The 26,105-nt window shown below is 39.2% G+C and carries 25 protein-coding genes; 14 read left to right on the top strand and 11 right to left on the bottom strand.

What is annotated here, in order from left to right:
* Positions 1-13: 13 nt before the first annotated feature.
* A complete protein-coding gene (locus H5157_RS11475; RefSeq protein WP_182724707.1) occupies positions 14-727 on the bottom strand; it encodes a YggS family pyridoxal phosphate-dependent enzyme in 714 nt (237 codons plus the stop codon).
* A gap of 2 nt (positions 728-729) precedes the next feature.
* On the opposite strand from H5157_RS11475, the gene H5157_RS11470 reads away from it, so the two are divergent.
* On the top strand, positions 730-1,770 hold the full coding sequence (locus H5157_RS11470) for a type IV pilus twitching motility protein PilT (RefSeq protein ID WP_024596218.1): 1,041 nt from the start codon (positions 730-732) through the stop codon (positions 1,768-1,770).
* Between the two features lie 9 nt (positions 1,771-1,779).
* Positions 1,780-2,916, top strand: coding sequence for a PilT/PilU family type 4a pilus ATPase (locus H5157_RS11465; protein ID WP_002961946.1), 1,137 nt, complete (start codon positions 1,780-1,782; stop codon positions 2,914-2,916).
* Between the two features lie 74 nt (positions 2,917-2,990).
* Here H5157_RS11465 and ruvX read toward each other — a convergent pair whose 3' ends face one another.
* From ruvX to H5157_RS11435, 6 genes are all read right to left on the bottom strand, one after another.
* On the bottom strand, positions 2,991-3,440 hold the full coding sequence (ruvX, locus tag H5157_RS11460; RefSeq protein ID WP_002961947.1) for a Holliday junction resolvase RuvX: 450 nt from the start codon (positions 3,438-3,440) through the stop codon (positions 2,991-2,993).
* 37 nt (positions 3,441-3,477) lie between these two features.
* The gene (locus H5157_RS11455) at positions 3,478-4,035 is read right to left on the bottom strand and encodes a YqgE/AlgH family protein (protein ID WP_002961948.1); all 558 of its coding nucleotides are present in this window, start codon (positions 4,033-4,035) and stop codon (positions 3,478-3,480) included.
* Between the two features lie 115 nt (positions 4,036-4,150).
* A complete protein-coding gene (gene gshB / locus H5157_RS11450; protein ID WP_002961949.1) occupies positions 4,151-5,101 on the bottom strand; it encodes a glutathione synthase in 951 nt (316 codons plus the stop codon).
* Positions 5,102-5,155: 54 nt separating this feature from the next.
* Complete coding sequence (rsmE, locus tag H5157_RS11445; RefSeq protein WP_002961950.1) at positions 5,156-5,890, bottom strand: 16S rRNA (uracil(1498)-N(3))-methyltransferase; 735 nt, start codon at positions 5,888-5,890, stop codon at positions 5,156-5,158.
* A 68-nt stretch (positions 5,891-5,958) separates the two neighbouring features.
* Complete coding sequence (locus H5157_RS11440; protein ID WP_082007357.1) at positions 5,959-6,459, bottom strand: hypothetical protein; 501 nt, start codon at positions 6,457-6,459, stop codon at positions 5,959-5,961.
* A 65-nt stretch (positions 6,460-6,524) separates the two neighbouring features.
* On the bottom strand, positions 6,525-7,418 hold the full coding sequence (locus H5157_RS11435; RefSeq protein ID WP_002961952.1) for a hypothetical protein: 894 nt from the start codon (positions 7,416-7,418) through the stop codon (positions 6,525-6,527).
* A gap of 77 nt (positions 7,419-7,495) precedes the next feature.
* Between H5157_RS11435 and glnE the strand changes: the two genes are divergently transcribed.
* Positions 7,496-10,291 carry a bifunctional [glutamate--ammonia ligase]-adenylyl-L-tyrosine phosphorylase/[glutamate--ammonia-ligase] adenylyltransferase gene (gene glnE, locus H5157_RS11430; protein ID WP_165723829.1) on the top strand — a complete coding sequence of 932 codons (2,796 nt, stop codon included), beginning with the start codon at positions 7,496-7,498 and terminating at the stop codon, positions 10,289-10,291.
* Between the two features lie 50 nt (positions 10,292-10,341).
* Here glnE and H5157_RS11425 read toward each other — a convergent pair whose 3' ends face one another.
* The 3 genes from H5157_RS11425 to tolC form a co-directional block, all read right to left on the bottom strand.
* The gene (locus tag H5157_RS11425) at positions 10,342-10,914 is read right to left on the bottom strand and encodes a toxin co-regulated pilus biosynthesis Q family protein (RefSeq protein WP_002961954.1); all 573 of its coding nucleotides are present in this window, start codon (positions 10,912-10,914) and stop codon (positions 10,342-10,344) included.
* A gap of 41 nt (positions 10,915-10,955) precedes the next feature.
* Positions 10,956-11,885 carry an LpxL/LpxP family Kdo(2)-lipid IV(A) lauroyl/palmitoleoyl acyltransferase gene (gene lpxL, locus H5157_RS11420; RefSeq protein ID WP_182724706.1) on the bottom strand — a complete coding sequence of 310 codons (930 nt, stop codon included), beginning with the start codon at positions 11,883-11,885 and terminating at the stop codon, positions 10,956-10,958.
* Positions 11,886-11,996: 111 nt separating this feature from the next.
* A complete protein-coding gene (tolC, locus tag H5157_RS11415) occupies positions 11,997-13,352 on the bottom strand; it encodes an outer membrane channel protein TolC (protein WP_002961956.1) in 1,356 nt (451 codons plus the stop codon).
* Positions 13,353-13,503: 151 nt separating this feature from the next.
* On the opposite strand from tolC, the gene H5157_RS11410 reads away from it, so the two are divergent.
* From H5157_RS11410 to H5157_RS11365, 10 genes are all read left to right on the top strand, one after another.
* Positions 13,504-14,130 (top strand): NUDIX domain-containing protein, encoded by a 627-nt coding sequence (locus H5157_RS11410; protein WP_002961957.1) that lies wholly within the window; start codon positions 13,504-13,506, stop codon positions 14,128-14,130.
* 26 nt (positions 14,131-14,156) lie between these two features.
* Positions 14,157-14,615: a DUF1249 domain-containing protein gene (locus tag H5157_RS11405; protein WP_002961958.1), complete on the top strand. Its 459-nt coding sequence runs from the start codon at positions 14,157-14,159 to the stop codon at positions 14,613-14,615.
* Positions 14,602-15,387: a metallophosphoesterase gene (locus tag H5157_RS11400; RefSeq protein WP_182724705.1), complete on the top strand. Its 786-nt coding sequence runs from the start codon at positions 14,602-14,604 to the stop codon at positions 15,385-15,387. The genes H5157_RS11405 and H5157_RS11400 overlap by 14 nt, the downstream gene beginning before the upstream one ends.
* Entirely contained in the window at positions 15,372-15,932 is a 561-nt protein-coding gene (locus H5157_RS11395; protein ID WP_002961960.1) for a YqiA/YcfP family alpha/beta fold hydrolase, read from the top strand. The genes H5157_RS11400 and H5157_RS11395 overlap by 16 nt, the downstream gene beginning before the upstream one ends.
* 107 nt (positions 15,933-16,039) lie before the next feature.
* Complete coding sequence (gene parE / locus H5157_RS11390) at positions 16,040-17,929, top strand: DNA topoisomerase IV subunit B (protein ID WP_002961961.1); 1,890 nt, start codon at positions 16,040-16,042, stop codon at positions 17,927-17,929.
* A gap of 29 nt (positions 17,930-17,958) precedes the next feature.
* Complete coding sequence (locus H5157_RS11385; RefSeq protein WP_024605067.1) at positions 17,959-19,053, top strand: sorbosone dehydrogenase family protein; 1,095 nt, start codon at positions 17,959-17,961, stop codon at positions 19,051-19,053.
* A 10-nt stretch (positions 19,054-19,063) separates the two neighbouring features.
* A complete protein-coding gene (gene parC / locus H5157_RS11380) occupies positions 19,064-21,358 on the top strand; it encodes a DNA topoisomerase IV subunit A (protein ID WP_182724704.1) in 2,295 nt (764 codons plus the stop codon).
* A 162-nt stretch (positions 21,359-21,520) separates the two neighbouring features.
* A complete protein-coding gene (locus H5157_RS11375; protein ID WP_002961966.1) occupies positions 21,521-22,234 on the top strand; it encodes a 1-acylglycerol-3-phosphate O-acyltransferase in 714 nt (237 codons plus the stop codon).
* The gene (gene rraB, locus H5157_RS11370; RefSeq protein ID WP_002961968.1) at positions 22,234-22,569 is read left to right on the top strand and encodes a ribonuclease E inhibitor RraB; all 336 of its coding nucleotides are present in this window, start codon (positions 22,234-22,236) and stop codon (positions 22,567-22,569) included. The genes H5157_RS11375 and rraB overlap by 1 nt, the downstream gene beginning before the upstream one ends.
* Positions 22,570-23,179: 610 nt before the next feature.
* Complete coding sequence (locus tag H5157_RS11365; RefSeq protein ID WP_024605063.1) at positions 23,180-24,352, top strand: polysaccharide lyase family 7 protein; 1,173 nt, start codon at positions 23,180-23,182, stop codon at positions 24,350-24,352.
* Between the two features lie 57 nt (positions 24,353-24,409).
* Here H5157_RS11365 and H5157_RS11360 read toward each other — a convergent pair whose 3' ends face one another.
* Entirely contained in the window at positions 24,410-25,381 is a 972-nt protein-coding gene (locus H5157_RS11360; protein ID WP_024605062.1) for a zinc transporter ZntB, read from the bottom strand.
* Between the two features lie 288 nt (positions 25,382-25,669).
* On the opposite strand from H5157_RS11360, the gene H5157_RS11355 reads away from it, so the two are divergent.
* The gene (locus tag H5157_RS11355; protein WP_002961974.1) at positions 25,670-26,104 is read left to right on the top strand and encodes an ATP-dependent zinc protease; all 435 of its coding nucleotides are present in this window, start codon (positions 25,670-25,672) and stop codon (positions 26,102-26,104) included.
* Position 26,105 lies beyond the last annotated feature (1 nt).

Genomic DNA, 26,105 nt, shown 5'->3' with positions numbered 1-26,105 from the left:
CTGTTATCACCTTTTAAGTTCGTGTTCCAAAAATGTCTGTGCCGACTCTTACCATGGTTGAACCTGCACTAATGGCAGCTTCAACATCACCGCTCATACCCATCGACAAAGTATCTACTTGAGGATATTGGGTCTTTAGTTTATCAAAGCAAGTTTGTAATTGCTCAAAAGATTGAATTTGCGTATCCAGATCGTCACTTTTAGCCGGAATTGCCATTAAACCGCGAAGTGTTAAGTGCTCACATTGGTTAATAAAATCGGCAAGTTCAGAAATTTGCCCAACACTACAACCCGATTTAGCTTCTTCTTCGCTTATATTTACTTGAATAAGTATATTAAGAGGCTGTTTATCGCCTGGCCGCTGGGAATCTAATCGCTTTGCTATTTTTATGCGATCAACACTTTGCACCCAATCAAAGTTGGCAGCCACTAAAGCACTTTTATTTGATTGAATAGGTCCAATGAAATGCCAAATGATATCGCTATATGACTGTAGTTGAGCTATTTTATCTATAGCCTCTTGAACATAAGATTCACCAAATTCGCGCTGGCCATGCTCATAAGCTGCAATAACATCTTCGCTTGGTTTAGTTTTAGACACTGCTAGTAGAGTAACTTCGTTAGTGTTTCGCTGTGCGTTTTTTGCCGCGTCTGCAATTCTAGCGTAGGCGGATGTGAGTCGTTCTGCTATTGTAACCATATATTTATCAGTTAGTTGTGGAGTCATAAATGGATATTACCGAATTATTAGCGTTTAGTGTGCAACACAAAGCATCCGATTTACATTTATCATCGGGTGTTTCACCTATGATACGCGTAGACGGTGATGTTCGCCGCATTAATATACCAGCCCTTGCAGATAAAGACGTAAACAGTCTGGTTTACGATATTATGAACGATAATCAACGCAAGGACTACGAACAAAATCTCGAAGTGGATTTTTCGTTTGAAGTGCCTAATTTAGCACGTTTTCGTGTGAATGCATTTAACTCTAATCGCGGCCCTGCTGCGGTATTTCGTACCATACCAAGTGAAGTGTTAACGCTTGATGATTTAGGTGCGCCAGATATTTTTAAAACAATCTCCGATACCCCACGTGGACTCGTGTTAGTGACAGGCCCAACGGGCTCTGGTAAATCAACAACACTTGCCGCTATGGTCGATTATATAAATCAAAATAAACATCACCATATACTAACAATCGAAGATCCAATCGAGTTTGTTCACGATAATAAATTAAGTTTAATTAACCAACGTGAAGTTCACCGCGATACACATAGCTTTTCAAACGCGCTACGTAGTGCATTGCGTGAAGACCCTGATGTAATACTTGTGGGTGAGTTACGTGATTTAGAAACAATTCGTCTTGCAATGACCGCTGCTGAAACGGGTCACTTAGTGTTTGGCACGCTACATACAACATCTGCACCAAAAACTATTGACCGTATTATTGATGTATTCCCAGGTGAAGAAAAAGCTATGGTACGCTCAATGTTATCTGAATCTTTACGTGCGGTAATTTCACAAACACTGCTTAAAAAAATTGGTGGTGGGCGAGTTGCAGCACACGAAATTATGATTGCAGTCCCTGCTATTCGTAACTTAATTCGTGAAGATAAAATTGCACAAATGTATTCGTCTATTCAAACCGGTGCGTCTGTGGGCATGCAAACAATGGATCAGTGTTTAACTAATTTAGTTAATCACGGTATTGTTACAAATACGGCAGCGAAAGAAAAAGCGCAAGACAAAACACAATTTGGTGGGTAAGAAATTATTATGGCTTTATCTTTAAACGACTTTTTACTCATAATGATTGAGAAAAAGGGTTCTGACCTATTTGTATCGAGTCAGTTACCTGTAAGTGCAAAAATAAACGGCGAGCTAATAGCTCTTAGTGACGATAGACTGACTGATGAGCAATCGCTTGAGTTAGTAGAATCTGCAATGAGCGAAAAGCAAAAAGCAGAATTTCATACAACGAAAGAGTGTAACTTTGCGATTGCTACCGACGAAGGGCGTTTTCGTATTTCTGCTTTTTGGCAGCGCGATAGAGCAGGTATGGTTATTCGCCGTATTGTGACGCAAATTCCTGATGTGAGTGATTTAGGTCTGCCGTCTACGCTGACAGATGTAATTATGTCTAAACGCGGTCTTGTCTTATTTGTAGGTGGTACAGGTACGGGTAAATCGACCTCACTAGCTGCACTTATTGGTTATCGAAACCGTAATCAACGAGGTCATATACTGACCATTGAAGATCCGATAGAATTTGTTCATGAGCATCGTAAAAGTATTATTACTCAGCGCGAAGTAGGGCTTGATACAGAAAGCTTTGAGTCGGCACTTAAAAGCTCATTACGCCAAGCTCCAGATGTTATTTTGATTGGTGAAATTCGATCGCAAGAAACCATGGAATACGCCCTAAGCTTTGCTGAAACCGGGCACCTGTGTGTTGCAACACTACATGCTAATAATGCGAACCAAGCGATTGACCGTATTATGCATTTAGTACCAAAAGAAAAACACGATAAGCTTAAGTATGACTTAGCACTTAACTTACGTGCCATTGTTGCTCAGCAATTAGTGCCGACTGCTGATGGTGAAAGCCGTGTTGCAGCTATTGAAATATTGCTTAACTCACCAATGGTCGCTGAACTGATTAAAAATGGTGATATTGGCGGAATTAAAGAGGCAATGGCTAAGTCGAAAGAAATGGGCATGCAAACCTTTGACCAAGCGTTATTTGAGTTGTACAGACAGCAGCGAATTAACTACGCTGATGCACTGCACCATGCTGACTCACCAAATGATTTACGCTTAATGATAAAACTGCGCAATAACGAACAACAAGGTGCGGGCTTTTTACAGGGCGTTACTATTGATGGCCTTGATGATAAAAATAGCGATCAATAATTTAAAAGTAATTAATAAAAAAGCGCCAATTGGCGCTTTTTTTATTTGTATAAAGGGTTGTTTATATAGCCAGTTTATTCACCGTAACTAGATTCAAAAAAGCTTTCTAAAATAATAACCGCAGACATATTATCTACGTTACCTTTACCTAAGTTTTTATAGCCGCCACTTTCAAAAAGTCGCGCTTTAGCATCCGCTGTCGTTAAGCGCTCATCCTGTGTTTGCACAGGAATGCCATAATGATTATGCAATCTGTTGGCAAACTTTTTTGCTTTAAAGGTAACCTCTTGTGATGTTCCATCCATATTTAGTGGTAAACCAACAACCATTAAGTCAGGCTGCCACTCGGCTACTTGTACGGCGATATGGTCCCAGTTAGGAATGCCATCTTGTGCTTTTACAGCCTTAAGGCTAGACGCACTGCCGGTTAACTCTTGCCCAATAGCAATACCAATACTTTTGGTGCCAAAGTCAAAGCCCATTACAGTGCGTTCGCCTTGCGGCTTAAGCGATTTTTTTGTCATGTGTATCTTGTTTAAGTTTGCTAAGGGTTAGTTACTATTATGCGTGACCAGCTTCAGGGCTGAGTTGGCTAATATCAAAGCCCAACATTGAAACTGCTTTTTCCCATCGTTTTTCAACGGGGGTATCAAAAATGATCTTCGGATCGGCTTCTATGATCAACCAGCTGTTATCAAGTAACTCTTGTTCGAGTTGTCCTTGCTCCCACCCTGAATAACCAAGTGTAATAATAAACTGCTCTGGTGCTTGTGCAGTGGTTAAGTTTGCTAGAACGTCTTTTGAGGTAGTGATCATAATATCGCTACTGAGTTTTTGACTTGCTGAATAACCCGATTGGGGAGAGTGCAGTACAAAACCACGGTCAGTTTTAACGGGCCCACCTGCAAACACACTTACTTTTGCAGCGTTTTGCGTTTTGTCGTTATCAATTTCTATTTTATCTAAAAGTTCGCCAACAGTAACATCAATAGGTTGGTTTATTACCAAGCCCATAGCCCCATCTTCATTGTGCTCACAAATATAGGTAACAGCACGTTTAAAAAAAGGGTCTTGCATTGACGGCATCGCGATTAAAAAATGATTTTCTAATGACTGCATAGATTTCACCCTTTTTAGTTAATGAACTTTGAGTATGGCATAGTTATTTAAATTGACATAAAAAGCCCATTAATTGCATGAAAGGCTTAAACTAATGGGCTTTTTATTGTGGTAATTACTTACCTAATTTACGCTCAATTGCATCAAATAAAATACCTGTGATAGAAATATCATAAGCAGCTTCAATTTCGCGTACGCACGTTGGTGCAGTTACGTTAATTTCAGTTAATTTATCGCCAATAATATCTAAACCTACAAATATTAAGCCTTTTTCTTTGAGCGTTGGTGCAACAGCTTGCGCTATTTTTAAATCTGATTCGCTAAGTGGACGGGCTTCACCTCGACCGCCTGCAGCCAAATTACCGCGTGTTTCACCATTTTGTGGTATTCGCGCTAAACAATATGGAATAACTTCTCCATCAACTACTAGTACGCGCTTATCGCCTTGTTTGATCTCTGGAATGTAATTTTGCACCATTGCGAAGCGGCTGCCGTGCTCGGTTAACGTTTCACAAATTACACCAATGTTGGCATCGTCTTCTCTGATGCGAAAAATCGATGCGCCACCCATGCCATCAAGCGGCTTTAAAATAATGTCTTTATGCTGTGCTAAAAATTCACGAATTTGTTTTTGGCTACGTGTAACAAGTGTGTCTGGCGTATGCTCGCTAAACCATGCTGTAAACAGCTTTTCGTTAGCATCGCGAAGGCTTTGTGGCTTGTTAATTATTAACGTACCTTCTTGTTCAGCACGCTCTAAAATATACGTCGCGTAAATGTATTCAGTATCAAAAGGAGGGTCTTTACGCATTAAAATTACGTCAAGATCGGCAAGGGCTATAGTGGTTTTTTCTTCAAGCTCATACCATTTTTCTGCATTATTAAACACTTGCGCTTTAGACGCTGTAGCGTACGACTTACCTTTACGAAGAGATAAATCGTCCATCTCCATATAATAAATTTCGTAGCCACGTTCTTGCGCTTGCATCATCATTGCAAAACCGGTGTCTTTTTTGATGTTAAATCCACTAATAGGATCTGAAATAATACCTAACTTAATTGCCATGCGCTGTGCCTTACTATAAATGTTACTGTTTATATGAGGGTGCTTTTAGTTATTTCAATTAGCTAAATCGCCAAATTGAAGTTGTAATGCACTTAAGACCGTTAAAGCGGCTGTTTCCGTTCGTAAAACGCGCGGGCCTAAGCGAATATCTACAAACTCTAGTTGTTTGGTTAGTGCCATTTCATCGTCGGTAAAGCCACCTTCGGGGCCTACTAAAAAGCGTACGCCATCTTTAGGTACCGTAATGGTTTTAATGCTGTGCTCAGCACGAGGGTGAAGAGTGAGCTTAATTGCATCGGTTTGTTGTGCAAGCCATTGTTTTAAATCTATAGGTGGGTGAATAATTGGCACAAAATTACGCCCTGACTGCTCAGCCGCAGCAATTGCAATTTTTTGCCATTGTTGGTGTTTTTTCTCAAGACGATCGCCCATTAGTTTCACACCACAGCGTTGACTAAAAATAGGGGTGATTTCGGTAATACCTAGTTCAACTGACTTTTGAATTGTAAAATCCATTTTATCACCACGAGATACACATTGACCTAAATGAATTTTAAGTGGAGATTCTACATCGTGAGGGTTAAGTTCTAATGGCATTACGACGACTGTTTTTTTTGTTACCTCAATTATTTCACTAAGGTATTCGCCACCTTCGCCATTAAAAATAGATACATGCTCGCCTACTTTCATGCGCAGCACTCTGCCAATATGCCCTGCAGCATCGTCATCTAAAGTTACAGGGGTGTTTAGGGCAATACTCGATGTTTGATAAATATGAGGAACTCGCATAGGGCGTCACTTACTACATAGCGTAAAATATATATTGCTATGGTAAGTAAGCTGGGGGCTGTGCGCAATTATTTATTTTTATTAAGTTGTTCGGCGAGATCTATTAAATCTTGTGGGGTGTGTGCTATATCGTGATGATTTTGCGAAGGTTCCGTTAACGTCTCGTCGGTAACCCGGCTGAGTGTATAGCCTGTATCATCAAGATTTATTAAAAAGCGTTCTTCATGTAAGGAGTTATAAATAAAGCGCTGCTTATCACTTGCGAGTAAATAATCGGTGCTATTGAAAAGGACTCCGTGTAAATCGTGATGATCTTTTAAATAATTAATTAACTCAGAAACGCTTATTTCGTTTTCAAGATCGCAATAACTGTAGTCTTTAATAAGCTCGTCAAACATCATTTTTACTAATTGGCGGGTATTACTGCCTGCAGCAATAAGTGTACTCGCTTTTGTTATGCCATTACTATTTACATAGTATTCGGCAAATGCGCGGCTAAATTCGTTGTCTATGTCAATTAACAAATAGTTCGTTATTTCAGGCGGCATAGAGCTAGGACCTTGTTGCATCTAAGTAATTACCATTATTACTTAAATGCAGACGTTTTAATTGCTGTATTTTCAGTAAAAAAGGTCTAAAGAGAAAACATACTAATAAGTAAATAACCTATAGCACAAAAAACAGCAAATTCTATGCATGCTACCCCAATATTATCTTGATGGTCTATTTCAAGAGCCGTATCAATATTTGGTAAAGAGATAACTTTTATCACATACGTTAAGCCGTAAAGTAGTATCCACATTACACCGCAATGCATTACAAGTGTAAATATGTTTTCAACCATTTTACCGTTTTGAAATGCTGCGCTAGATAAACCAGCATATACAGCCAACGCTAAGCCAATTGATTTTCCAGCATATCTTATACCAATAGATGTATTTTCTAGGTTAAAGTTACTTTGTAGTGACGCACCTTGGTTTGCTTTTGCAAAACGGTGTTCTCGTATTTTGCTATCAAGTGCAAACATCCCCTGAAGTGTAAAAAAGCTAACGCAAGCAATAAGTAAGTTGCTAAACCCTTGCGTGTGGGTCCACGTGTACAAGCCCAGAGCAATAATACAGTTAGCGATTAACATTCCTGAGTCTACCAATGCAGCACATACATTTTGTTTTAGTATGGCAGCTTCTTCATTAAATCTGTGGAGTATCCATTTTCTGTGAATTAAATGGCCCACTTTTATAAAAGTGAATAAGAGAACAATAATAATTAATACTTTTAACGGGTTTGACTGTGCAGTGCTTACGCTTATTTCGTCAAATAAAAAGGCTATAGTGGCTATAACAACCGATATTTCAGATGCAAAACTAATACCCATGGCAAAGTTGTCGTGTTGCGCTAACTCATCTTTAAGCGCTTGTTTTGCTTTGATTTGAGTGACAACTCGTAAACAAAAAATAGTTATGCAAATAACCGCAAAACTAATGGCAATCGCAATAAAACTAGTGTTAGATAAAGACAAATATGACATGGTGATCCTAATTAAGTTAACCTTTCTAGGTTTTAATCATTCTAGTACGGTTATTGATGATATAAAAGAGAGGATTGATGAGTAACGTAAAGCAACTTCCTATTCAATTACAAAAACTTGGCTTGATGCGCTTTGAACAGTTATACCCGCAGCAAAGTAAACAAAGTGAAGTTGTAAGGTTATTAGCATTAAGCGACTTTGCTTGGCGCAGTTTAGAGTCACAACCTGATTTAAATACCTGGCTATTATGCAAAGACGAAATACAAAATAGAGTAATAGACTCTCCTTTTAAAAACCTGAATTTAGCTGACCTTGATGAAGCACAGTGCCATAAAGTACTTCGTCAATATCGTGAAAAGTACTGGCTTAAAGTCGCCTTTTTAGATTTATGCTGTAATAACCCCATTGCCGATAGTATTAATTATATAAGCCAACTGGCTGACATGCTAATTAATAGCGCCAACCAATGGGCGCATGCACAGGTGGCAAAAGTAAATGGTGAACCGCTTGATGGGCAAAACCAAGCAATGCCGCTAATGGTATTGGGGATGGGGAAGCTTGGCGGACAGGAGCTAAATTATTCCTCTGATATTGATCTTATTTTTGCGTATCCGCGCAGCACAAAAACCCAAGGTGGCCGCAGAAGCCTTGAGGCCCAAGTGTTTTATACCAAAGTTGCACAAAAACTGATTGCAGCACTTAACCAAGCCACCGGTGATGGGCAAGTATTTAGAGTTGATATGCGCCTACGCCCGTTTGGCGAAAGCGGCCCTTTGGTTATGAGCTTTAATGCCATTGAAGATTACTACCAAGAACAAGGGCGCGACTGGGAACGCTACGCCATGTTAAAAGGGCGCTTAATTGGCACTCCTAATAAGTATTGGGATGAATTTATTAAGCTTTTAAAGCCGTTTGTTTACCGCCGGTATATTGATTTTTCGGTGATTGAATCCTTGCGTAAAATGAAGTTAATGATTGCACAAGAGGTTCGCCGTAAACGCTTAACTAATAATATAAAACTAGGCGCTGGTGGTATTCGTGAAGTTGAATTTATAGTGCAAGCCCTGCAAATGGTAAGAGGTGGGCGAGAGGCTAATTTGCAAACCCAATCTTTACTCAAAGCATTAAATGAGTTGGCACTTAACCAAGTTATAGATGAGCAAGAAGCAAGCGAGCTGAGGCGCAATTACCTTTATTTACGTAAAGTTGAGCAGTATCTTCAAATATTTGACGATCAGCAAACGCAAACACTCCCCGATGATGAATTGAATCAGCAGCGCTTAAATTTATTATTAGAACAAGCTGATTTTTCTGCCACTTTAAACACTATAGAAAAGGTGATGAAACAAGTTAACGGTGAGTTTGCACTTGTGATTGGCGAGGAAACCGTGCCACTTGATACCTGTGAAGGCGCATTTATTAGTGCTTGGGATCATGGTGATGTGAGCTTTTTAAAAGAGGCCAGAGATGAATGGCAAGCACCCCTTAACGATTTTAAATTAAGGCTGTCTAAGGTAAATATAGGTAACCGAGGGCGTGACACTCTTGATAAGTTAATGCCTGTTTTACTAAATCAATTAAATGACTTTAATGCCAGTGCAGCAGCTTTCACAATGGTTTGCCAAATTTTTAATAAGATAATTTCGCGTACTGCCTATTTAGAATTGCTTTACGAAAACCAAGGTGCATTAAAGCAACTTGTTTTACTGTGTTGTCATAGCAAATGGATAGGGGAGCATATTTCTCGCTACCCCATATTACTTGATGAACTAATAGACCCCGCAGTTCTTTATAAGCCAACCCCGCTCACAGCGTATAAAGATGAAATAAGACAGTATTTTTTACGAATAGAGCATGACGATTTAGAACTGCAAATGGAGTCGCTTAGGCAATTTAAGCAAACGCATCAATTACGAATTGCTGCCGCCGATGCAACCGGTGTTCTTGACGTAATGAAAGTAAGCGATCATTTAACCGTACTGGCAGAGGCGATTGTTGATCAAGCTGTTAATATTGCATGGCATAACACTGTTAAGCGCTTTGGGATGCCCCCTGGCACAGATGATGAAAATAAAGGTTTTGCTGTTATTGCATATGGTAAAACAGGTGGCTTAGAAGTCGGGTACGACTCAGATCTAGATTTGGTGTTTGTGCATAATCATGATGGCTCAAGCCTAACTAATGGTGAAAAACCGATAGATTCTCGCCAGTTTTATTTAAAGCTCGCTCAGCGCTTAATGCATTTATTTAATACCCGTACTGCATCGGGCATTTTATACGAGCTTGATACACGATTACGTCCTGAAGGAGCCTCTGGTTTATTGGCTATCAATTTAGAGAGCTTTAATCACTATCAGCAAACTCAAGCATGGACGTGGGAGCATCAAGCACTTGTTCGGGCTCGATTAATTTTAGGTCAAAACGATCTGATAGATCGTTTTTCACAAATTCGTAAAAATATACTTTGCCAGCAACGCGATGATACCGTGCTAAAAGCTGATGTAATAAAAATGCGCGAAAAAATGCGCGACCATCTAGCGAAGGGAAATATTGATCAATTTGATTTAAAACAAGATGTTGGTGGCATGGCTGATATTGAGTTTATTACGCAATATTTAGTACTTAAACACGCAAACGAGTTTGAACAGCTTACAGTTTACTCAGATAACGTAAGAATATTAACGGATGCGGCAAATATAGGTTGTATTACTAAAGAGCAAAAGCAGCAGTTGATAAAAGCGTATATTGATTACCGCTCGTGTTATCACGTGTTGAGCTTGGAGCAAAAAGGCAAATTGATCCCGCGAGAAACGTTTTTACAAGATATTACTAACGTAACTAATATTTGGAATAGTATTTTTGAATTGAATTGAATTGAATTGAAAACCCAAGCGCTTGCTTGGGTTTTTGTATGTGTAAACCCTTAAACCTTTAGTTTTAAACAGTTTGTACGTACAAATTCTGATGGTAACTCGGTAATAACCGCTGCTCTTTGTTTATGGCAAAAGTAAGTATAAACCTCATGCTCAAAGTCATCATTTATAGCGCGCCCAATTTGGTACAGTGCTGAAGTAAAGTTACTGTCTACTCTAAAATGATCTTTAACTACGTAATCTTTACTTAAGTACCAGTAGAGCTCAATCCCCTCGTTTTTAGCATATTGATTAAGTACATCTTTAAGAGTCGTGCCATTTTCAAAGCGCCTAGGTTCAACTTCTCCAGTCCAATTTGTAGGCATTGGATCTACTGTTCGCGCACGTTCAGCCAATACTCTATCCAAGGTTTGTTCTGGTGTTTTAAGTTTTAAAACAAATTGATCTCGTTCTTTATTACTTTTTACTTGGTTACGAATGGAGGAGTAAAAGCGTGATAATCCTTCGGCGGCTGCATTTTTAGATTTTTTAATATCAAATACAGAACCATCACCCACTAAGAAGTATACGGCGAGTGCTATTAGCACGGCTGCAAATGATAAATGTCTAATCCAAAACCACATGATTATTACCCACCTTATTTGTTCCTATTATTGTTATACCATTACTTTTTGTAAAAAGAAGGGGTATTTTTATCCGGTCGAGTTTTAAAGCGACGGTGTAGCCACATGTATTGCTCTGGTGCTGCATTAACAGATTGTTCCATGCGTTGATTTACACGTGCAACATCAGCCTTATCATCACCACTTGGGAAGTTTTCAAGCTCAGGTACTACCTCTAAATGATACTTTCCATTTTCGTCACGACGCGAGATTAAGCTCATAGTTTCGCAGTTTTTACTGCCAGCAAACATAAGAGTACCTGTTGTCGTTGCTGTGTCAGGGACGGCGTAAAATGGCACAAACTCACAGCGGTTACGGCCGTAATCTTGGTCAGGTAAGTAATAGCATACTTTTTTGTTTTTTAATGATTTTAGTAAACCTTTTACATCTTTTCGGCCAATTAGGTATTCGTTAGAACGAAGGCGGCCATTAGTTGTAAAGTATTCCATTAGAGCGTTGTTGTGAGGGCGGTAAAAGCCTAAACCTTGGCATTTTAATCCCATTACACGACTCGCCATTTCAAGATGCAGAATATGAGGTACAAGTAATAAAACACCTTTACCAGATGCCTGTACGCGCTCAAAGTGTTCCAAACCTTTGATTGAGCCATATACACTTTTTACTCGCCACTGCGGCCACCACCAAGCCATGCCGGTTTCAACCATTGCAATGCCGGTGTTTTCCATATTTTTGAGTACAAGGTCTTTTTGATCTGCTTCGCTCATATCAGGAAAACACAGCTTAATATTTACTTCTGCAATATGGCGACGGCGCTTCATAAATTTATGGACTAAGCGGCCAAGTTGCTTACCCATTGCCAGCTGTAGCTTTTGTGGTAGCCAAGAAATTAAGTATAAAAATAAAACGCCAACCCACGTTAGCCAGTATCGAGGGCCTAAAAAAGATGCTTTAAAAGGAGATGAGGTGACCACAAAAATCTCTCTGAGAATAAAAACGATAGTTTAACGCTAAGCGCTATAAAATACAAAAAGCCAGCTACATGCTGGCTTCGAATAAATCTATATTATGTTTAGCTGTAAAAGTTAAGCTGATTTTAAACCTTGGTTTATAGCAACCAAATCTTCACTTGTTAGTGTACCCGCAGCTTGTTTTAAGCGAAGGGTAGATAACACATAACGGTAACGCACATCAGCAAGGTTACGTTTTGCATCGTATAAATTTTGCGTACTCACTAGTACGTCAACAATGGTACGAGTACCTACTTCAAAACCGGCTTCAGTTGCTTTAAGGGCACTTTGAGCTGAAACAACCGCTTGCTCTAGCGCTTTGTAAGTCGCAATATCTGAAACAACTTGATTATAAGATGTAATTACTGTGCGAGTGACTGCGCGGTAATTTGTTTCATAATCTTGGCTCGCTGATACGTAAAACGCACGCGCTTGGTTTGTTGCAGCAACCGTTGCGCCACCTGAATATAAAGGTACGCTAAAGTTAAGCCCAACAGAGCTTGAGTCTGAACGCGGTTGGTCATCAAAATTAGCGCCATTTATTTGAGTGTCTGTAAGAGAGTCACCATAACTTGCACTTAGAGTTAGTTTTGGATAATGACCTGCTTTTGCTAATTCAATTTGATCTTTTGCAATATCAACCGTTACTTTAGAGACTTGTAAGTTGATATTTTTATCTTCAGCTACTTTAACAAAGTCGCTTGAGCGCTTAGTTGGCTTAGTTGTTGAGAAAGTATCTGTATTTAAAAAGTCTAATTTTTCGTGATATTTACCAGTTATCTCACGAAGTTGCTCGCGTGCAGTTTCTACAGCATTACTGGCAATAATTTCTTGGGCTACTGAGTTATCAAACTGAGCTTGTGCTTCGTGTACGTCTGTTATAGCTGTTAAACCTACTGCATAACGTTGTTTTGTTTGCTCAAGTTGACGTGCAATGGCACGTTTTTCAGCTTCGACAAATTCAAGGTTATCACTGGCACTTAATACGTTAAAATAACCTTCAGCAACGCGTACAATTAAATTTTGTTTAGCTGCATCATATAGGCCGCTTGCTTGTAGAGCTTGCTTATCGGCAATATCTAAAGTGTTCCAAGCACCTAAATCAAATAATGTTTGGCTTAAACTTACACCGCGAGAGAATTGGTCTGTATCACTTTCAACTTTTACTTGGTTAGATAAGTCGCCAACGCTTTGGTACGACGTTGCATCGCTTTTCGTATAACCCATAGTTAAACCAATTTGAGGTAATAGTGCACTCATCGCCAAATCGCTTTGGTAAGACTGCGCATCGGCTTGGGCTTTTGCTTTTAAAACAGTAGGATCGTTAGCTGTCGCTATTTCAAAAACTTGTAGTAAATCTTCAGCTTTCACTGCTGTTGCACCTAATGCGCATGATAAACTAACTAGCGCCGCAAGAATGTTCTTTTTCATGTGGGGTTCGGTCCTTAGACAATTTTTGTACTAAAAGCATGTTAACCTGTTTTACTGCATAACAAAAAAAATAATTAGTAAAACAGTATGTTCAAGTGTAACAGAATATATTAACGCATTTTAAAGCTTTAGATAAGTAGGAGGTAGGCACGTGGTTGATAAAAAGCTCGTTCAATTTACACATAAAGATGTAAATTTAAAGCCAATAAAAAACCTTTATAAAGGTTTTTTTCAGGTTGATTTATACCAGTTTGAACATGCTCTTTTTGCGGGTGGAAAATCAGAGCTAATTAGCCGAGAAATATTAGAACGTGGCGATGCAATTGCAGTACTCCCTTACGATCCAATATCAGATACTGTTCTTTTAATTGAGCAAATACGTATTGGCGCTATTAAAAGTAAGCACTCGCCGTGGCTACTAGAATGTATAGCCGGAATGACTGACGGCAGTACGGATTACGAATCAGTTGTAAAAAAAGAAGCGTATGAAGAAGCAGGGCTTGAATTAACTGAACTTGAATTTATGCTTTCATACCTATCAAGCCCTGGCGGTACAACTGAGCGCTTACATTTATATTTAGCGCGTGCTGATTTAAGCCAAGTGAAATCAGGTGTATATGGTCTTGAAACTGAAGGCGAGGATATAAAAACTCATATTTTATCGGTTGATGATGCGCTAATGCGCCTCAATAACGGTGAAATGGATAATGCGGCAACGGTTATTTGTATGCAGTGGCTTGCGCTAAATCGCGAAAAAATGGCAAGCAAATGGGCATAAACTCTTACTAATATTATGGCGGAACTTTGACAGCACAATTAGCAACAAATCGATATATTCAAAGCCTCCCAAAGTATTTAACACTTTGTGAGCATAACTATGTGCGACTATTAAAGTTGTTACCGAGCGAGCGCAATATAGGAAGCATTCGTGAAGTAAAACTTGGCAACAGTGAATTTGCTACAAAAATTGATGGCAGCGCAAAATACACTATGGATATTTCAATTAAGCAGCTAACAGGAATGGTTAAAGGGATAGCGCCGCTGTATTTAACGGCTCGCTTGTATCATGATGCGAAAGTAGCTGAAATTATTCATCACGATTACCATCAACGCATAAAACCATCGTACGGATACCCCAACCCTAAAATGCATCAAAAAGATGAAAAGTATCAACTTAATGCTTTTTTATACGACTGGTTAGTGGCCTGTGTAGAGCACGGGCAAGCAACATTAAATTGGGATGTAAATAATGGCTTGGTTTGATGATACATATACATTTGATAAATCATCTTTGTGCATTGCGCATATTACCGACAGCCATTTATTTGCAGATAAAAATGGTGAATATTTTAATGTAAATACTGCAGCTCATTTTGAACAAGCTTTGGCACACATCGCTGAGCAGCCAGTAGATTGCGTAATTTTTGGTGGTGATTTAACACAAGACCATAGTTTCGAATCGTACTTATTATTTAGCGAACTTATAAATGCCAGTGACATCACTGGCCCTGTATTTTGGGTGCCAGGTAATCATGATGAAATAGTAATGCTTAATCGCATAAGTGGCGAAAAAATAAATTCGGCTAAACATATTATTGCTAACGGGGTTGATCTGCTTCTTATTAATTCTAAAGGGCCCACGCCCGCAGGATGGGTTACTGGCGCGCATTTAGATGAAATAACTGATACTTTAGTCAACTCGAATAATAGTAAAGTTATCTTTTGTCATCATAATCCGCTGCCAATAAATGGCTATCTTGATAAGCACTTATTAGAAAATGGTCCACAGCTTTTAAATATTTTAGTTAATAGTAATAATGTATCTGCGCTTTTTCATGGTCATGTACACAACGATTATGAACAAAATTTTAGAGGCTTGCCTATATATGCAAGTCCTGCCAGTTCAGTGCAGTTTGTAAAATACACTCCAAAGTGGGAGCAAAAAAATGCAGGGCCTGCTTACAGAATGCTAAATATAAAGAGTAAAAAAGATAAAGTTGAAGTAAAAACGGAAGTGGTATGGCTAAGCGCGTAATTTATATTCATGGCTTTAATAGTTCACAAAAATCATATAAAGCTGTGCGCTTTGGTGAGCTTATGGCAAACTATGACGTTGATTATTGTGTACCGAACTTAAACCACGAGCCCCTACAAGCTATAATTGAGCTTGAACAATTACTAACGCCAGATACCGTTTTATTAGGTAGCTCGTTAGGTGGTTTTTTTGCCACGTATTTATCGCAGCGTTATCAAATTCCTGCAGTGGTCATTAATCCCGCGGTCGCACCTTATAATTTATTACAGTCGTTACTTGGGCCTAATTATAATCCGTATCAAGATTATCATTACGATTTAAATAACAGTCATATTGAGGCGCTGAAATTACTCGCTGTAGATAAATTAGCACATCCTGAGTTACTGTATTTATTACAGCAAACAGGCGATGAAGTGTTGAACTTTCAACACGCAGTAAAATATTATTCGCAATGCAAGCAATTGATAGAGTTTGGTGGCGATCATAGCTACGTTGAATTTGAACGCACCTTTGCAAGTATTGTAGATTTTCTTAAAATCACGTAAAACTAGTTAGCCTGAACTGAGGTTAGTTACTATATTAACGCTTTAGCGCATATAACAATAAAACTAGTAAACGTATTAGAGCCTTAGCGGATATAAAGACAAAAACTATGAGTGATCAAAATTATAACGCCGAAGCCATTGAAGTACTTAATGGATTAGATCCGGTAAAACGACGCCCAGGGATGTACACCGATACCGTACGCCCAAACCATTTAGGCCAAGAGGTTATCGATAACAGTGTCGATGAAGCTATGGCGGGCCACGCTACTCGTATCGACGTAATTCTCCACGAAGATAACTCGCTCGAAGTGAGCGATGACGGACGTGGTATGCCTATTGATATTCACCCTGAGGAAGGTATCCCTGGGGTTGAACTAATTTTCACTAAGTTACACGCCGGTGGTAAGTTTTCTAATAAAAACTATCAATTTTCGGGTGGTTTACACGGTGTAGGTATTTCAGTAGTAAATGCGTTATCTACACGTGTAGAAGTAACCGTAAGGCGCGACGCTCAACAATACAGAATGGCATTTGAAAATGGCGATAAAGTAGAAGATTTGAGCGTAATTGGTACTGTTGGTAAGCGCAATACAGGTACCACCGTTCGTTTTTGGGCTGATGTTAGCTACTTTGATTCACCAAACTACTCAATTACCAAACTTAATCATTTATTAAAAGCCAAAGCGGTCTTATGCCCAGGACTGCGTATTAAGTTTGTTAATAAGCAAACGAAAGAAACCAAAGAATGGTTTTACGAAACTGGCTTAAAAGACTACCTAATTGAAGCCGTTAAAGGGTTTGAAACATTACCGCAAGACCCATTTGTAGGTGAATTTAAAAGCTCAATTGAAGGCGCTGATTGGGCTGTTGTATGGCTACCTGAAGGTGGCGAATCAATAGCGGAAAGCTACGTAAATTTAATTCCTACCGCGCAAGGTGGTACACATGTAAATGGTCTGCGCCAAGGCTTGCTTGAAGCAATGCGAGAGTTTTGTGAGTTTAGAAATTTACTACCTCGTGGCGTAAAGCTAACACCGGATGATATTTGGGAACGTTGTAGTTACGTATTGTCGGTTAAAATGCAAGATCCACAATTTGCAGGGCAAACCAAAGAAAAACTTTCATCACGTTCATGTGCCGCATTTGTATCGGGTGTTGTAAAAGATTCGTTTAGTTTATGGCTAAATGAACATACCGATACCGCAGAATTATTAGCTGAGTTATGTATTTCAAACGCGCAAAGCCGTTTGCGTGCAGCTAAAAAGGTCGTACGTAAACGAGTTACTGCAGGGCCTGCATTACCAGGTAAATTGACCGATTGTAGTGCTGCCGATAATGACCGAACCGAGCTGTTTTTAGTGGAAGGTGATTCTGCTGGTGGTTCTGCTAAACAAGCGCGAGACCGTGAATTTCAGGCAATTATGCCGCTACGTGGTAAAATTTTAAATACTTGGGAAGTAGAGTCGGGGCAAATACTAGCATCACAAGAAGTACATGATATTTCAGTGGCACTGGGTATTGACCCAGAATCAACAGATATGTCGGGACTGCGCTACAATAAAATTTGTATATTGGCCGATGCTGACTCGGATGGATTACACATTGCAACATTGTTATGTGCACTGTTTGTTCGTCATTTTCCAGAGTTAGTAAAAACAGGGCATGTGTATGTTGCAATGCCGCCATTATTTAGAATAGATATTGGCAAAGAAGTTTATTACGCCCTAGATGAAGAAGAGAAAACCGCTATTTTGGCGCGCATAGAAGCCGAGAAAAAACGCGGAAAAGTAAACGTACAACGATTCAAAGGTCTGGGTGAAATGAATCCGTTACAGCTTCGTGAAACCACTATGGATCCTAATACACGACGCTTAGTGCAGCTTACGCTTGATGAAGAAGTAGAAACCATGGAAATGATGGATATGCTACTTGCTAAAAAACGATCGCCTGATCGTCGTCAATGGTTAGAAGATCATGGTAACAAGGCGCTCGTTTAATTGCTTGTGCCTAACACTAGGAGAGACGAATGAAAAAATTACTAGGAAGTTTGCTGTTACTTGGGCTGACTAGCGCTCCTGCAATGGCTAAAAATATACTTGATAAGCTCACCGTAGCACCTGGGTTTGAAATTAGTTTATTTGCAAATGATGTAGAAAATGCACGTCAAATAGCCGTTTCAAAAAAAGGTATTGTGTATGTTGGCTCTCGTAAAGCGGGCAACGTATATGCGCTTATTGATCACAATAGCGACGGCGTAGCAGATAAAAAAATTGTTGTGGCTAAAGGCTTAAACATGCCCTCTGGCATAGCAATTAAAGATGGCGATTTATATGTAGGCGAAGTGCATCGTATTATTCGCTTTAAAAATATTGATACCCAATTAAAAGATCCAAAATTTGATGTGGTCTATAACAAACTACCGAGTGAGCGTCATCATGGTTGGAAATTTTTACGTTTTGCACCAACGGGAGAATTAATCATTCCGGTGGGTGTACCGTGTAATATTTGTGCTGAGGATGAGCGTTTTGGTCGTATTTTTGCCCTTAATGTAGAAACAAAACAAATAAAAACAATAGCTAAAGGCGTTAGAAACACAGTGGGTTTTGATTTTCATCCTGCTACTCAAGCTTTATGGTTTAGTGATAACGGTCGCGATATGATGGGCGATGATATTCCGCCTGATGAGTTAAACCGTGCAACGCAAGAAGGTGAGCATTTTGGCTTTCCATATGTTCATGCCGGCGCAATTATTGACCCTGAGTTTGGGGAAGGTAAAAACATTGCCGATTACACATCGCCAGCACTTGCACTTCCAGCGCATGTAGCGCCACTAGGTATTCATTTTTATAACGGTAAGCAATTTCCAGCAAGTTATAAGCAACAATTATTTGTTGCTGAACATGGCTCATGGAACCGTTCTAAAAAGTCAGGCTATAAAGTAGGCCTAGCAACAATCGAAGTAGGTCGCGTAACTAAATATACGCCATTTATTACTGGCTTTATGAAAGACGAAACAACATTTGGACGCCCTGTTGCATTTGCAGAATTAGGTGACGGCAGTCTGTTAGTAAGCGATGATTACGCCAATGTAATCTACCGTGTAAGCTATAAGAAAAACTAGGTAAGCTTTAATGAGTGATACAGATACCTTGCTAATGCAAGGAATTGAGCAACAAACAATGGGGCGTTTTACCGAAGACGCCTATTTAAATTATTCCATGTACGTAATCATGGATCGTGCCCTACCGCATGTAGGTGATGGTTTAAAACCAGTACAGCGTCGTATTATTTATGCGATGAGCGAACTGGGCTTGTCAGCTAACGCTAAGTACAAAAAATCAGCCCGTACAGTGGGTGACGTACTTGGTAAGTACCATCCACACGGCGACAGTGCCTGTTACGAAGCTATGGTATTAATGGCGCAGCCGTTTTCTTATCGCTATCCTTTGGTAGATGGACAAGGAAACTGGGGTGCGGCAGATGACCCTAAATCGTTTGCAGCAATGCGTTATACCGAAGCGCGTTTATCTAAGTTTTCTGAAGTTCTGCTTAAAGAGCTTGGCCAAGGCACTGTTGATTGGACGCCAAACTTTGATGGCACCATGGATGAACCTGTAGTATTGCCTTCTCGTTTACCGCATATTTTACTCAATGGTATAACGGGTATCGCCGTAGGTATGGCAACAGATATTCCGCCACATAACGTACGTGAAGTGGCTAGCGCATGTTGTTTATTACTTGATAAACCAAAAACAGAGCTTGAAGAATTACTTGAGCTTGTACATGCACCAGATTACCCAACAGATGCTGAAATAATTACCCCAAAAGCCGATATTCATAAAATATATAAAACCGGTCGTGGGTCTATCAAAATGCGTGCGGTTTACACCGAAGAGCATGGCGATATTGTTATTACAGCGCTGCCGCATCAATGTTCAGGTGGTAAAGTACTTGAGCAAATTGCAGCGCAAATGAACGCTAAAAAATTACCTATGATTGCTGATTTACGTGACGAGTCAGATCACGAAAATCCAACGCGTATTGTAATTATTCCGCGCTCAAACCGCATTAAAGCTGAGCCATTAATGGCGTACTTATTTGCAACCACCGATCTTGAAAAAAATTACCGCGTAAACTTAAACATGCTAGGCCTAGATGGTCGCCCGCAAGTTAAAGACTTGCGCTGTATTTTAAGTGAGTGGCTAACATTTAGACGCGAAACAGTGCGTCGTCGTTTGCAGTATCGTTTAGATAAAGTATTAGCACGTTTGCATATTTTAGAAGGTTTATTAGCAGCCTTTTTAAATATCGATGAAGTGATTGAGATAATTCGCAGCGAAGACAAACCAAAGCCTGTATTAATGGAGCGCTTTGATTTAACTGATACGCAAGCAGAAGCTATTTTAGAATTAAAACTTCGTCATTTAGCAAAACTTGAAGAGTTTAAAATTCGCGGTGAGCAAGATGAACTAGCCAAAGAGCGTGATAAATTAGCGCAAATTTTGGGCTCAGAACGTCGTATGTCGACACTGCTTAAAAAAGAAATTCAAGAAGCCGCTGAAATGTACGGTGACGATCGTCGCTCGCCAGTGATTGAGCGCTCAGAAGCGAAAGCACTTAACGAAAAAGATTTAATTCCATCAGAGTCAGTCACTGTTGTGCTATCTGATAAAGGCTGGGCACGCGTTGGTAAAGGCCATGATTTAGATGTACAAGGCTTAAATTACCGTTCAGGTGATGGCTTTAGAGCCTCGGCTCGGGGTAAGAGCAATCAACCTGCTGTATTTTTAGATTCAGCAGGGAGGGCATTTGCAACCGATGCGCACAGTCTGCCTTCGGCGCGTAGCCAAGGTGAACCAATGACAGGTCGTTTTAACTTAACACCAGGTGCTAATTTTGAGCACGTGGTAATGAGTGAAGACGAGCAAGTATTGCTTATGGCGTCAGATGCAGGTTACGGCTTTATTACCGACTTTAAAGACTTAGTGAGTAAAAATAAAAATGGTAAAGCGCTGGTAAGTGTTCCTAAGGGTGGAATATTACTTTCTCCTATTAGGGTGAACGATGTTGCTAGTGATTACTGTATGGCTATTTCTAACGAAGGTCGCATGCTTTTATTCCCGCTACGTGACTTACCAAAACTTAGCAAAGGTAAAGGGAATAAGATTATTTCTATTCCTGGAGCTAAAGTACAAGCCCGTGAAGAGTTTGTAAAAGTGCTTGCTGTTGTGCCACAAGGAAGCAGTGTTACGCTTCATGCTGGTAAGCGTAAACTAACGCTTAAACCATCTGATTTAGAGCATTATCATGGTGAGCGAGGGCGTAGGGGTAATAAACTACCGCGCGGCTTACAGCGTGTTGACGAAGCCGTTGTTGAGCTAACCCCACAAGATGATGAACCAATAGAAGCCATTAACGAAGAGTAACCAATTACTTTTTTGTATAAATAAAAACGGTCTGCATTTGCAGGCCGTTTTTGTTTTAAAATAAAGAGCTTGCATATTTCAGCGTACACTTGTGCGCTATTGACTCGTCTGTGTCACAAAATAACGCTATAATAATCATAATTGATCTTTGGAGAAACTCATTTGCTAGCTGTTATACGCGTTTTTATTATGCTGATGTTTATATTATTCAGTTGTATTTTTGGTTTATTACTTTCGATAGTAAGACCATTTCATCCCAATAATGTACATATTATAGCGGGCTGGTTTGGCTCAATGGCTAAAATGATTGGCGTTAAATTAGTTTTAATACGTCATAAAGATGCAATTGATGCAGGCCCTGCAGTTTATGTTGCTAATCATCAAAATAGCTACGACTTATTTACAGTGCCTGCAATGGTGCCTAAAAACTGCGTAAGTTTGGGGAAAAAGAGCTTAAAGTGGATCCCATTTTTCGGTCAGCTTTATTGGTTGTCGGGTAATATATTAATAGACAGATCGAATCGCTCCAAAGCAGCGGGAACTATCTCCAAAGCAGCCGAAAAAATTAAAAATAATGGCTTATCTGTATGGATGTTTCCAGAAGGCACACGAAGCTATGGAAGAGGGTTGCTACCGTTCAAAACAGGTGCTTTTCACACCGCAATGAGCGCAGATGTACCCATAATTCCGGTATGTATGAATACAACACATAAAACCATTAAGCTAAATCGTTGGGATAATGGTACAATTTACATCGAAATGTTAGCGCCTATACCGCTTGATAAAGAAATTAGCGCGCGTGAGCATGCTAAAAGCGTGCATAGCATTATGGCTGCTAAAATAACTGAATTAGATGCTCAAGTGAGAGAAAAATAATGGAAAACTGGCGTGAAATAAGTGAAGACATCGTAAGTTCACTACTAGAAGATGGATCAGATCCTGAAATACTTTATGAAGTAGAACACCATTTTGTGTGTGAAGACTTCCCTAAACTAGAGCAAGCTGCATTGGCTGCTTTTAAATTAGGCTACGATGTTGAAGAGCCAGCAGAGCTTGAGCTTGAAGATGGCAGTAAAATTTGGAGCTTTGACATTGTAGTTGAAGCTGAGCTAGACGTAGACGTTATTATGGAAGACGTTGATAAGCTAGCGCAACTAGCCGTTGAGTGCGATGTTGAATACGACGGTTGGGGCACTTACTTTCAAGAGTAATTAATTACCCAGCATTAGAAAAATAGTAAAGGCGAGCATTTAACAATGCTCGCCTTTTTTTAGTTTTACTCCCTGTTTAAGCTTTAAATACACTCATTAGCCTCTATATAAATCAAAAATGCACATTACCAATTTAAATCTGGTTATTACCAATTTGAAATTAGTCTTTAATTTATCTCTATTTTTATTTTTTATTCATACTAAATTAATATTGTCCATAATTATTGGTAAGTAGTGTTATTTATTTTTTAGTACTTATGTCTGAAATTAAAATTTATTTTTAAAAATTAATTCGTTACTTAATAAAATCTAATGTGTTGATTAAATTGAAAATTAAATTTGTTTTTAAGTGGTAATAAAGATGTAAGTAATACTTATTTGCTGTACCACACTGTGTTGACATATTGGTAACAATAAATATAACCTTTACCCCGCCTTCGGGCATGCTTTTTGGTAATGTTAATTGGTAAGTTTTGTTTGCCATTTAAATTACCATTACTATTCATACACAATTAAAAACCTGTATAGCGGTAAGATCTAAGTGTTAGTGAATTTCACTAACCTAAGTAGTTAGGTTGTTTTTATGTTCAGGTTTAAAGGAATAAAGATAATGATTAACCACAAGAAATTGTTTATTTGCACTGCAATTACTGCAACCTCAGCGTTATCTCACGCTGCAACTATTAATAACCCTGGCTTTGAAAGCGGTTTTAGTAGTTGGAACGAAACTGAGCCAGCGGCTATTTCATCTGATGCATATAGCGGATCTAAATCGTTAAAAATTCAGGGTAGTCCTGCACGTGTTTATCAATTAGTAAATATTCAGCCAAACACTGAATATACGTTAAGTGCTTATGTACTTGGTAAAGGGCAGATTGGGGTTAACGACTTAAACGGTTTATTTAAAAACAAAACCTTTGATGTATCGTCTTGGACTAAGGTAACTAAAACGTTTACTTCAGCGAATACCAATTCACTGCAAGTATTTGCTAAGCATTACAATAGCTCAAGTGATGTACGCTTTGATAATTTTACATTAGTTGAGGGCAGTAATAATGGCGGTGGCACTGATGATGGTGCAGGATCTGGAGACGGTACAACGATTCCAAGCAGCATTACAAGTGGTAGTGTTTTTGATTTAGAAGGGGATAGCCCTAACCCGTTAGTTAACGATAGTACGTTAGTGTTTGTACCTTTGGAGGCACAGCATATTACGCCTAACGGGAATGGCTGGCGTCATGAGTACAAGGTAAAAGAAAGCTTGCGTGTTGCCATGACACAGTCTTACGAAGTATTTGAAGCAACTGTAAAAGTTGAAATGTCTGATGGCGGTAAAACAATTATTTCACAGCACCACGCCAGCGATACTGGGACTATTTCTAAAGTGTATGTTTCAGATACTGATGAATCAGGTTTTAACGACAGCGTAGCGGGTAATGGCATTTTTGATGTCTATGTTCGTTTGCGTAATACCAGTGGCAATGAAGAAAAATTTGCGCTAGGTACTATTACAAGCGGTGAGTCATTTAACTTGCGAGTGGTAAATAATTACGGCGATGTAGATGTAAGTGCACTAGGTAATTCGTTTGGTATTCCTGTAGAAGATGATTCTGAATCTTACTTTAAGTTTGGTAACTACTTACAGTCTCAAGATCCAAATACTCTAGATAAATGCGGTGAAGCAGGTAACTCTAATTCATTCAAAAATTGCTTTGAAGATTTAGGCATTACCCAATCAAAAGTAACAATGACTAATGTTACTTATACCCGTCAAACAAACTAAGTAGCCACTTAATTATGGCCACTCAATTGAGTGGCCATATTAAATATGCGTTTTAATTTACAGCCATTTTTTATTTTTAAAATACACACCAATACCGCCAGTGAGCACAATTAAAAATATGACAAAAGCACTAAACGCATAAGGGCTCTCTGTACCAGGAATGCCTCCTACGTTTACACCTAAAAGCCCCGTTAAAAAGCCCAGTGGTAAAAAAAGTGCTGCCACTACAGACATTACATACATTCGCTGGTTTAACTGCTCAGAAACTTGGTTAGTGATTGTTTGCTGAATAATTTGCGCACGCTCAATTGAACTATCTAGCTCTTCAAGATAACGAATTAATAAGTTGGTGGTTTCATTAAGTTTTGCTTTATCGTCATCTAATAACCATAGGTAGTGGTTATTTACCATTGAGCTAAGGGCTTCTTTTTGCGGTTTTAAATAACGTTTTAAGGCAATAGTTTGGCGTCGCAATTGTGATAAGCCTTGGTTGTCAAACTTTTTACTTGGTTCATCTATTTCTTCTTCAAACTCGTCGAGTGTTTCATCTAGTGAGTCAATAACGCTTTGCATACGTGAGGTTAATTTTTGTGTAATAGAGCACACTAATTCAGAAATATTGCATGGGCCTTTATTTTCATTTAAACAGGCGAGCGTATCTTGCACCGATAATAAACGGCGCTTACGGGTAGTAATAAGAATGTCTTCGCTAATAAATAAACGAATTGATACCATGTCTTCAGGGCTTTGTGCTGGATTTAAATTTACACCACGTAAAAATAACATGTGCCCGTTAGTTGTAGCCGTAATACGTGGGCGTGTTTCGTCAGCAATTAAAGACTCTAGTTCGTAATCGTTTAAATGAGGCTGTGCCTTGAGCCATTCAACTGCCTCACTTTGGCTATAATCCATGTGCACCCAAAGTTTACCTTGGCTTGGTTGCCAGCTATTTAGCTCATTAGTGCTTCCAATAGGACGAGCGCCGCCTTGTCCATCAAGTACAAGTGCATGTAGTAAACCATTAATCATAATTAGTTCTCATAATAGTGTATTTTTAATACTGTTAACTATAGTAGTATCTACTTAGTTGCTTACAGGCTTACCTTTACTTTTAATAAGTTAAGCTTAAATAGCAAAATATATGCAGAGCCTCTGTGTTGAGCAAAGTGGCATTAAAGTACGGCTTAGCAAGGCGTGCATTGTGTGACCAGTTGCTTAAAAAGATCAATTTAATTTACTAATCGACTAGATAAATTTATTTCGTTGGTGTTTTTTGGTCTGTAGAGTATAAGTCACTTTTTTATTAAGGGCACATTTATGACAGCAAAGATCACAGTTGGTTGGCGTGAGTGGTTAAGTTTACCTGAGCTTGGTATTAACGAGATAAAAGCAAAAATTGATACTGGCGCTCGCACTTCATGTATTCATGCAATTAACATTGAAGAATACGAAGTTGACTCAGAAAAATGGGTTAAATTTACGGCCCAACCACTGCAAGATGATGAACAAACGCAAGTCACTTGCAATGCAAAAGTTAAAAAAATGAAGTACGTAACCAGCTCAAGTGGGCAAAAAGAGCTACGCTACTTTATAGAAACTACATTACATGCAGGCGAGCATAGCTGGCCTATCGAGCTTACTTTAACAAGCCGTGCAACAATGAAGTTTAGAATGTTATTAGGGCGTACAGCCATGGAAAATCGTATAGTCGTTGACCCGGCTTTATCTCAACTATTAGGTCGTAAGGTTTAAC

Source organism: Pseudoalteromonas sp. SG43-3, from assembly GCF_014164385.1.
In the GTDB taxonomy this organism is placed as follows: domain Bacteria; phylum Pseudomonadota; class Gammaproteobacteria; order Enterobacterales; family Alteromonadaceae; genus Pseudoalteromonas; species Pseudoalteromonas distincta.
The sequence above is the reverse complement of the archived record's forward strand: the minus strand, read 5'-3'. Positions and strand labels throughout refer to the sequence as shown.